Below are 6,785 nucleotides of genomic sequence, written 5' to 3'. Positions count from 1 at the left end.
CTTCGTGTCATAATACAGTAAAATTAAAGTTATTTTTGAACTTAATTTACTGTCCTAATTTTTGGGGTATGATCATTTATTAGTGTACTAGTCATCACAAATATGTTTTATTTATTCTAATTACAGCCACGTAAATAGCTATTTTTAATTTATTAGTATATTTTTTTAAAATTAGTTACTATCAAATTTCTCTAATATTTTATATTTTTTGATTTCAAAGAATGCAAGTTTTTGACTTTCATTTCCAGTTTTTAATTATATCTCAGTTTTTATACTATAGTTAGTTTGTAAACTTCAATGCCTAGTTTGTTTACTATGGATACAATTTTTTCAGATTGAGTTTATTCGAAAATTTATTAATGTTACTATTAGTAAAAGTGTAATTAATTTTAAAACTCTGCTTGGCTTATTGTAGACAATGTTTAAGAGGATGAACTATTTCGAGCAGGTTTTTCATGTTATGTTCGTTGAAAATAAATTAAGTTTTTACCGTAATTGGATAAGCATTGTTGCATGTGGTTTTTTATCCGACATTTACAGTAAATAAATAGCCAACTAGGGCAGTCAGTCCCATTGCTACGGTACCCCAGAATGTAATTCGGATAATTGCTTTTCCAATACTAAAACCACCTGTTTTGGCAGCTAATGTTCCTAATATTATTAGAAAAAATATTGCAAAGCCATAAAGTGAATATTCCATTGTATTTAAAGGAAGAAATACTGTTACTAAAAAAGGGAGTAACCCTCCAACTGTAAAGGCTGCGCCAGAAGCAAATGCAGCTTGTATAGGTTTAGCCTTAGTAATTTCATTAATTCCTAATTCATCTCTAATATGTGTTGCTAGCGCGTCGTGTTCGGTTAATTCTTTTGCTACTGTTAAGGCAGTTTCTTTTTTCAAACCTCTTTTTTCATAAATCTCTGCAAGTCTTTGTAGTTCAATTTCAGGCATTTCATTTAGTTCTTGTTTTTCCCGTTCAATATCAGCTTTTTCGACATCTGTTTGTGAACTTACAGAAACATATTCTCCAGCTGCCATTGATAATGCACCAGCAATTAAACCAGCTAGTGTAGCCAAAATAAGAGTTTCCCTAATATCACTAGCAGCAGCAACTCCAATTGCTATACTAGCGGTTGATAAAATTCCATCATTAGCTCCAAGAACAGCAGCTCTTAACCAATTACTCCGATTTATGTAATGACTATTTAAATGACTTTCTAAACTTTCTATTTTTTCTGGCATCTTTTCAGTTTCTTCATAATACGACACAACATTTGTTGTTACTATGATTACTATACGCTAAAATCTGCTTGGATTTTCAACATGGTACTAAATTTAATAAAAAGTATGGAATTTTTGGAATCAAAGTTAGAAGCAATTAATTATAACCATTGTTGCCTTTCTGTTACGACAAGTTTTGCTGAGAACGAAGTGCTTTTCACGTTTCATTATTTTATTGAAATTCATCGAATTTTCATTTATCAATTAATAATAGAATAGGAAAGAAGTTATATTAGAAAATTGACTTTAAAATCATCAGTTTTTAGGATTGTACAGTTTTATTTTCGGCTTGAGTAAGCATTCTTTTTTAGATTCTGTTTGTTTTTAATCTTGTAAGATTTAATAGGAATAGGTAGTCATTTTTTCCATAAGATTGAATTTTAGAAAAGTCGACTAAATTTTATCTATTTCCGCTTGTTTTTTTATCAAAGTAAGTTCAAATTGTTCTTTTTTCGAACTATTAATTATTAGAAATCTTTGTCATTTTCTATATTTTCCGATTTAAAAAAAGTGATTGAATTTAATCGATTTTGGATTGTTTTAAACCGATATTTTATCAATTAATATCCGCGTAGTTTTTGTCAGTAGTAATGTCTCGTCCTGAAATATGGCTACAGGTTAAAATTGATTTAAGCTGTTAATTTGTATACCATATTTGGTGTTCTAAAATCTAAAGATAAGTGTAATCTTACTTCATTGTATAAATTAATGGCATTTTTTATGGCTCTTTTAGTGTGAGGGGTGTTCATAAAAGTTTGATCGAGATAGAATTCATCTTTCAAAATGTGATTAACACGTTCTGTCATGGCGTTTTCATAACAGTGATTTTCTTCGGCCATACTGATTTCAATTTGTTTTCTTTTCAAAATTTGAGTGTATACATTGCTGCAATACTGTATTTCTCTAATAGGAGTGATGTATTAGTCCATCACATGTTTTTAGCCTGATATGAAGCTTTATTCAAAGCCCTTAAACAACCTGCTAGTTCTAAGCTACCACTAAGGTCGTAATCTACTATTTTTCTTATTAATCAGAGCCAGGTAAAAAAGCCTTTCAAGGTTCTGATATAGGTGATATCACTTACCCAAACTTGGTTGGGTCTGGTGACTACAACATCTTTCGCAATGTTTTTGTACTTTCGGAACCTATGCAAAGAGTTCGCGATTCTCACACTATATTTATTTCGTAGGGTCAACACAACATATTATGGTTTTTGAGTACGTTAAACAAGGAATCTCTTCCTACTTTTACATTAGCCTTAGTGAACTCATTCTCCAAAGATTTCATCATTTTTCTCACACTTTCTCTTGGTAAAGATTTGCGTTGCTTTTTAACTATTTGAATGATTTGTTTCTCTAGTTGTAAACGTTGACTTTCTTTATTTTGATACTTGTAATAGGCATCACGTTTGAGTCCAAAATACTCACAGACAGTAGTAAGCGAAGCAAATCTTTTACTTTTTGATTTAGCTTTAATTAAGGCATGGTTTTTAGTTTTTTTTGAGTTACCGTACTTTTATAGCCAAGTTTTTCAGCAGCTACTTCCAGGTAAGGGTCTAGTAAATCTTTTTAAAGCAAGAGCTTTTATTCTTGTAATTTCATCTTTTATTTCCACTTTGATTCTGGTGTTCATTAGGTCTTTACGTTCGTATTTCCTAATCCATTTGTTGATGGTAGTAGGGTTAATTCCGTAGAGTTTATATAATTGGTTTTTTTGAGTTTTCCAGTAGTAAGTTCGTCTAAAATCTTTATTTTGAACGATTCGGAATACCGTTTGATTATGTTGTCATTTTTGTACATCATAATGTTTAAAATTATGTAGCCTTATTTCCGGACGGGTCAAAATTGTGCATAACGGATTAATATAAGAATAGTAGCGGAATTTTACTCACTAACTTTTTGGTTTATAACTGACCTTTATTTTATTATTAATCTTTATACACTACTTTTTTTAAAATTAGTAGTCTTAAGGGGAATAATATGATTATTGTTAATGCGGTAGAAATTAAATATAAAAAACCTATTTTTAAAAATACATTAAATAAAAAGTTTGCCAGTAAATAAAAAGTAAGTAAATAGATTATGAATTTAATTAATTTTTTAGATTCGTGTTTCGTTTTAAACAAGTAATTAAGTTGAATATTATAGATTATAATATAGTTAATAGCATAAATTATAATAAAAGAAACAGTTTTAGAAAAATTTAATATATCAATAAAAAAATAAAGGCCAAAAAATATTAAAGTATAACCTATAACACTTATTAGTAGGTACTTTGAAATAAAAATTTTATCAGCCTTACTGCTAAGAGATTTTATTTTTTTCAAAAACATAAAGTTTATTTATTGCGAACATAAAAGAAGAAACTTTTTTTAATTTAAAACCACTTTCTTTTGCTAATTCTATTATTTGCTTAGACGTCATGCCATATACTTCACCTTCTTTCATTCCTCTTTCAGATTGATCGACGTCCCAAGGTTTTCTTAGAAAATGCCAAACAGTAGATATGATAGGAGGTATCATGGTTATGATTAGTTTACCATCATTACACAGCAATCTTTGGCATTCGTATATAACTTCACCTCTATTTGGTATATGATTTAAGGCTGCAATAATAGTTATTGTGTCTACAGATTGTGTTTTTAATGGAATTTTTGATGTGTCTTTAACTATTAAATCTACATTTCCCCAATCATATACATCTACACCAATACCATTTCCGTAAGTATCTTTTAATCCGTTGTTTCCACAACCAATATCTAGTAGTTTTCCTTTAATGAAGGGCAGTACTTTGTTGATTCTTATTTTTTCTAGTTTTTTTCCAATAATATCATTCATAATCTATTCTTTTAATGGTTAATTTAGACTCTGAATTAATATTTAATTGTTTAGTTCTCTTCTAACAGCTGAAACTTGTTCGCAAATTATCCCCATAAAAAATATAATGATTCCAGTTATAAATAGTAAAGTCATTGAACTTGTAATATGTATTCTTTCAATTATAGAATATAAAATGAAATAAATAAAACTAGAGGCTATAAAAAATATGGAAATAGGGATAAAAAATGTAAGTGGAGCAAATAATACAGATAAATTAAGGATTAACATCAAAGTTTTAAACCCATCTTTTATTTTAACATTAGATTTTCTTCCATCTCTTTCTTTAACGAAAATAGGAACATATTTTACATTATATTGTAATTTTAAAAAGGTAACTGTTGATGTTGTAGAAAAAGAAAATCCGTCAGGCATTAAATGCAAGTACTTTTTAATTACTTCTCTTTTAAAAACACGTAATCCCGAATTAAAATCGGGAACATCAATTTTAGATATTTTATTTACAAAATATTTTATTAAACGTTTTCCTAATTTACGATTAACAACCTGAAAAGATTTTTCACCTCTTGCTCCTGTTACCATATCATATTCTCTGCAACTAGCTACATCAATAACCTTCTTTAATTCAGAAGGTATATGTTGTCCGTCTCCATCATAAATTGCTATATACTCTGTATTAGCTATTTCTAATACCAGTTTTTAAACTAGCTCCATATCCTTTATTATAATTATGTGTAATAGATTTAACTCCGATTCTCTTTAAAATATTAGGCGTTTCATCGGATGAGCCATCATTAATAACAAGTAAATTTTCAAAGCCTTCATTTCTTAAATTCTTAATAACACTTTCTATAATCTCTCCTTCATTAAATACAGGAATAATAATTGTTATATCCATTTATATTTTATAATATTTTAGTTAAAATTAGATAATCAAGTCTTAATTCATTTGTAATATAAATAAAACATATAAATTGAGAAGCATAAATAAACCATTCATCTTTTACTTTAAATTTGGTAGCTAATAAATAATATCCAAGGAAAAAACCCGGTAAGAGGATTAACCAGTATCTACTAAAACCAGTACCTGCTAAAATTAAACCTGTCATTAACAAAATTATGGATGTTAAAAGAATTTTTAAACCTTCTGTTTTCATTTTCTTTAGATATCCATAAATAAATGCAAAAATAAGCAACGTACTAAAAATATAATTTCTGAAACCAGTTATTGGTATGAAAAGTGATACGAAAGCAGGAATGCCATTTATTCTACTTACCTCATGATGTTGTATTAAACCAAGGCCTGCTTTAATATTATATAATAGTTGATTATCTGTTTTAAACCTATTGAAATAACTTATTTCAGATAGGTTCTGCATTTCAATGAAATAAACATATTTAAACCAAAAAAGTAAAGGCAAAGCTAATATAGTGCTATATGTGATAAGTTTATATATAGATTTTCTATCTCTATGTTTAAAATGTTGGTAAAATTTATAGACTACTAATAATCCAAGAATAAGATATAGGTATCTAGTTATTGATAATAATAAAAAGAAGATAAATGTTTTTAAAAAAGTATTCGTATTAAGTTCTGAATTAAAGTAATACATAAAGCCCCAAAAACAAAAAAATAGAATAGATTCAGGATATAAACTAGGAAAAAATGCAATTCCGATAGTGTTAGTGGCTGTAATTGCCAATATTGATAATATTACTCTTTGGTTTAATTTTTGTTCTTTGAAAAATAGATAGGCAAATCGAAATCCAAAAAACATCAACCCAATATTAAATAATTTATTCAAAATAAAACCTAAGTGAGGAAATGAATTGACTTTAAAAAATGACATAATAAAAGGAATAATTGGTGTAACTGTAGAGGGATAATTCACCTGATAATATTTTCCAGTCAATATATTATCAGAAATCATAGCATATGTTAATTCGTCACCCTGCAGTGGCAATATAAGAGTGCGAAGTGATGAAATTAAACTAAAAAAGAAGATTATAGTAAATATTTTTTCTTGTTTAATAAGACTTAAAATTTTCATTTTTTTTATATTATAGGTAACGGATTAGGTTATGATTGCGTTGCGTGAAAATCCGCTAGGATTTTCATACGTAGCAATAAATTTAGCAAAAAGGCTTGAATTATAACCATTGTTGCCAGCTTTGCCGACACGTTTTGTTATTTTTTCTTTTGTAATTCTGAATCAAATTTGTCAATTTTCGATTAATAATTTCATTTGTCAGAGTAGAGTAGAAATCAATTTTTTGTTTTTTAGAATCTGTTTTTTTAAATTTTCTATTTTTTTCGATTTCTCTTGAATCTAATCCGTTCTGATTTTCGTCATTTCGAATTCAGATTGGTTTCAAAACTTTCTTTCGTTTTATAAATTTTCGATTAATCTATTTTTTTATATCGTTTTGATTTTTTTATTCGATTCAGTTTTCATTAAAATTTAAACTTATTTTATCTATTTTGACGTTAATTCTTTTTGTCATAACCGATTCGAGGAAGTTCTTCAGAGGCATTGCTGGCAACGGTTTCGATTATCGCAAGTAGTGGAGTAGGGACACGGATTTGTCGGCTTATCCTTTTCTTGCTTGTTTTCTAAAATTACACAATTTTATCTAATAGCCGCTTATTTGCGATTAACCGTCTTAAG

General features: G+C 28.0%; 6 protein-coding genes. All 6 read right to left on the bottom strand.

Features of this window, described 5'->3' with window-relative positions; all coding sequences use genetic code 11:
• Nucleotides 1-523: 523 nt before the first annotated feature.
• The 6 genes from ACN0WI_RS16780 to ACN0WI_RS16755 all read right to left on the bottom strand — a co-directional run bounded on the left by ACN0WI_RS16780 (nucleotide 524) and on the right by ACN0WI_RS16755 (nucleotide 6,167).
• The gene (locus tag ACN0WI_RS16780; protein WP_417888202.1) at nucleotides 524-1,240 is read right to left on the bottom strand and encodes a VIT1/CCC1 transporter family protein; all 717 of its coding nucleotides are present in this window, start codon (nucleotides 1,238-1,240) and stop codon (nucleotides 524-526) included.
• A gap of 668 nt (nucleotides 1,241-1,908) precedes the next feature.
• Entirely contained in the window at nucleotides 1,909-2,145 is a 237-nt protein-coding gene (locus ACN0WI_RS16775) for an integrase core domain-containing protein (protein WP_417888201.1), read from the bottom strand.
• A 1,437-nt stretch (nucleotides 2,146-3,582) separates the two neighbouring features.
• The gene (locus tag ACN0WI_RS16770) at nucleotides 3,583-4,116 is read right to left on the bottom strand and encodes a class I SAM-dependent methyltransferase (protein WP_417888200.1); all 534 of its coding nucleotides are present in this window, start codon (nucleotides 4,114-4,116) and stop codon (nucleotides 3,583-3,585) included.
• A 42-nt stretch (nucleotides 4,117-4,158) separates the two neighbouring features.
• The gene (locus ACN0WI_RS16765; protein ID WP_417888203.1) at nucleotides 4,159-4,752 is read right to left on the bottom strand and encodes a hypothetical protein; all 594 of its coding nucleotides are present in this window, start codon (nucleotides 4,750-4,752) and stop codon (nucleotides 4,159-4,161) included.
• A gap of 40 nt (nucleotides 4,753-4,792) precedes the next feature.
• Complete coding sequence (locus ACN0WI_RS16760; RefSeq protein WP_417888199.1) at nucleotides 4,793-5,014, bottom strand: glycosyltransferase; 222 nt, start codon at nucleotides 5,012-5,014, stop codon at nucleotides 4,793-4,795.
• 7 nt (nucleotides 5,015-5,021) lie between these two features.
• Nucleotides 5,022-6,167, bottom strand: coding sequence for a hypothetical protein (locus tag ACN0WI_RS16755; protein WP_417888198.1), 1,146 nt, complete (start codon nucleotides 6,165-6,167; stop codon nucleotides 5,022-5,024).
• Between the last annotated feature and the right edge of the window lie 618 nt (nucleotides 6,168-6,785).

It is taken from the genome of Zunongwangia sp., from assembly GCF_048269745.1.
GTDB lineage: Bacteria > Bacteroidota > Bacteroidia > Flavobacteriales > Flavobacteriaceae > Zunongwangia.
The sequence above is the reverse complement of the archived record's forward strand: the minus strand, read 5'-3'. Positions and strand labels throughout refer to the sequence as shown.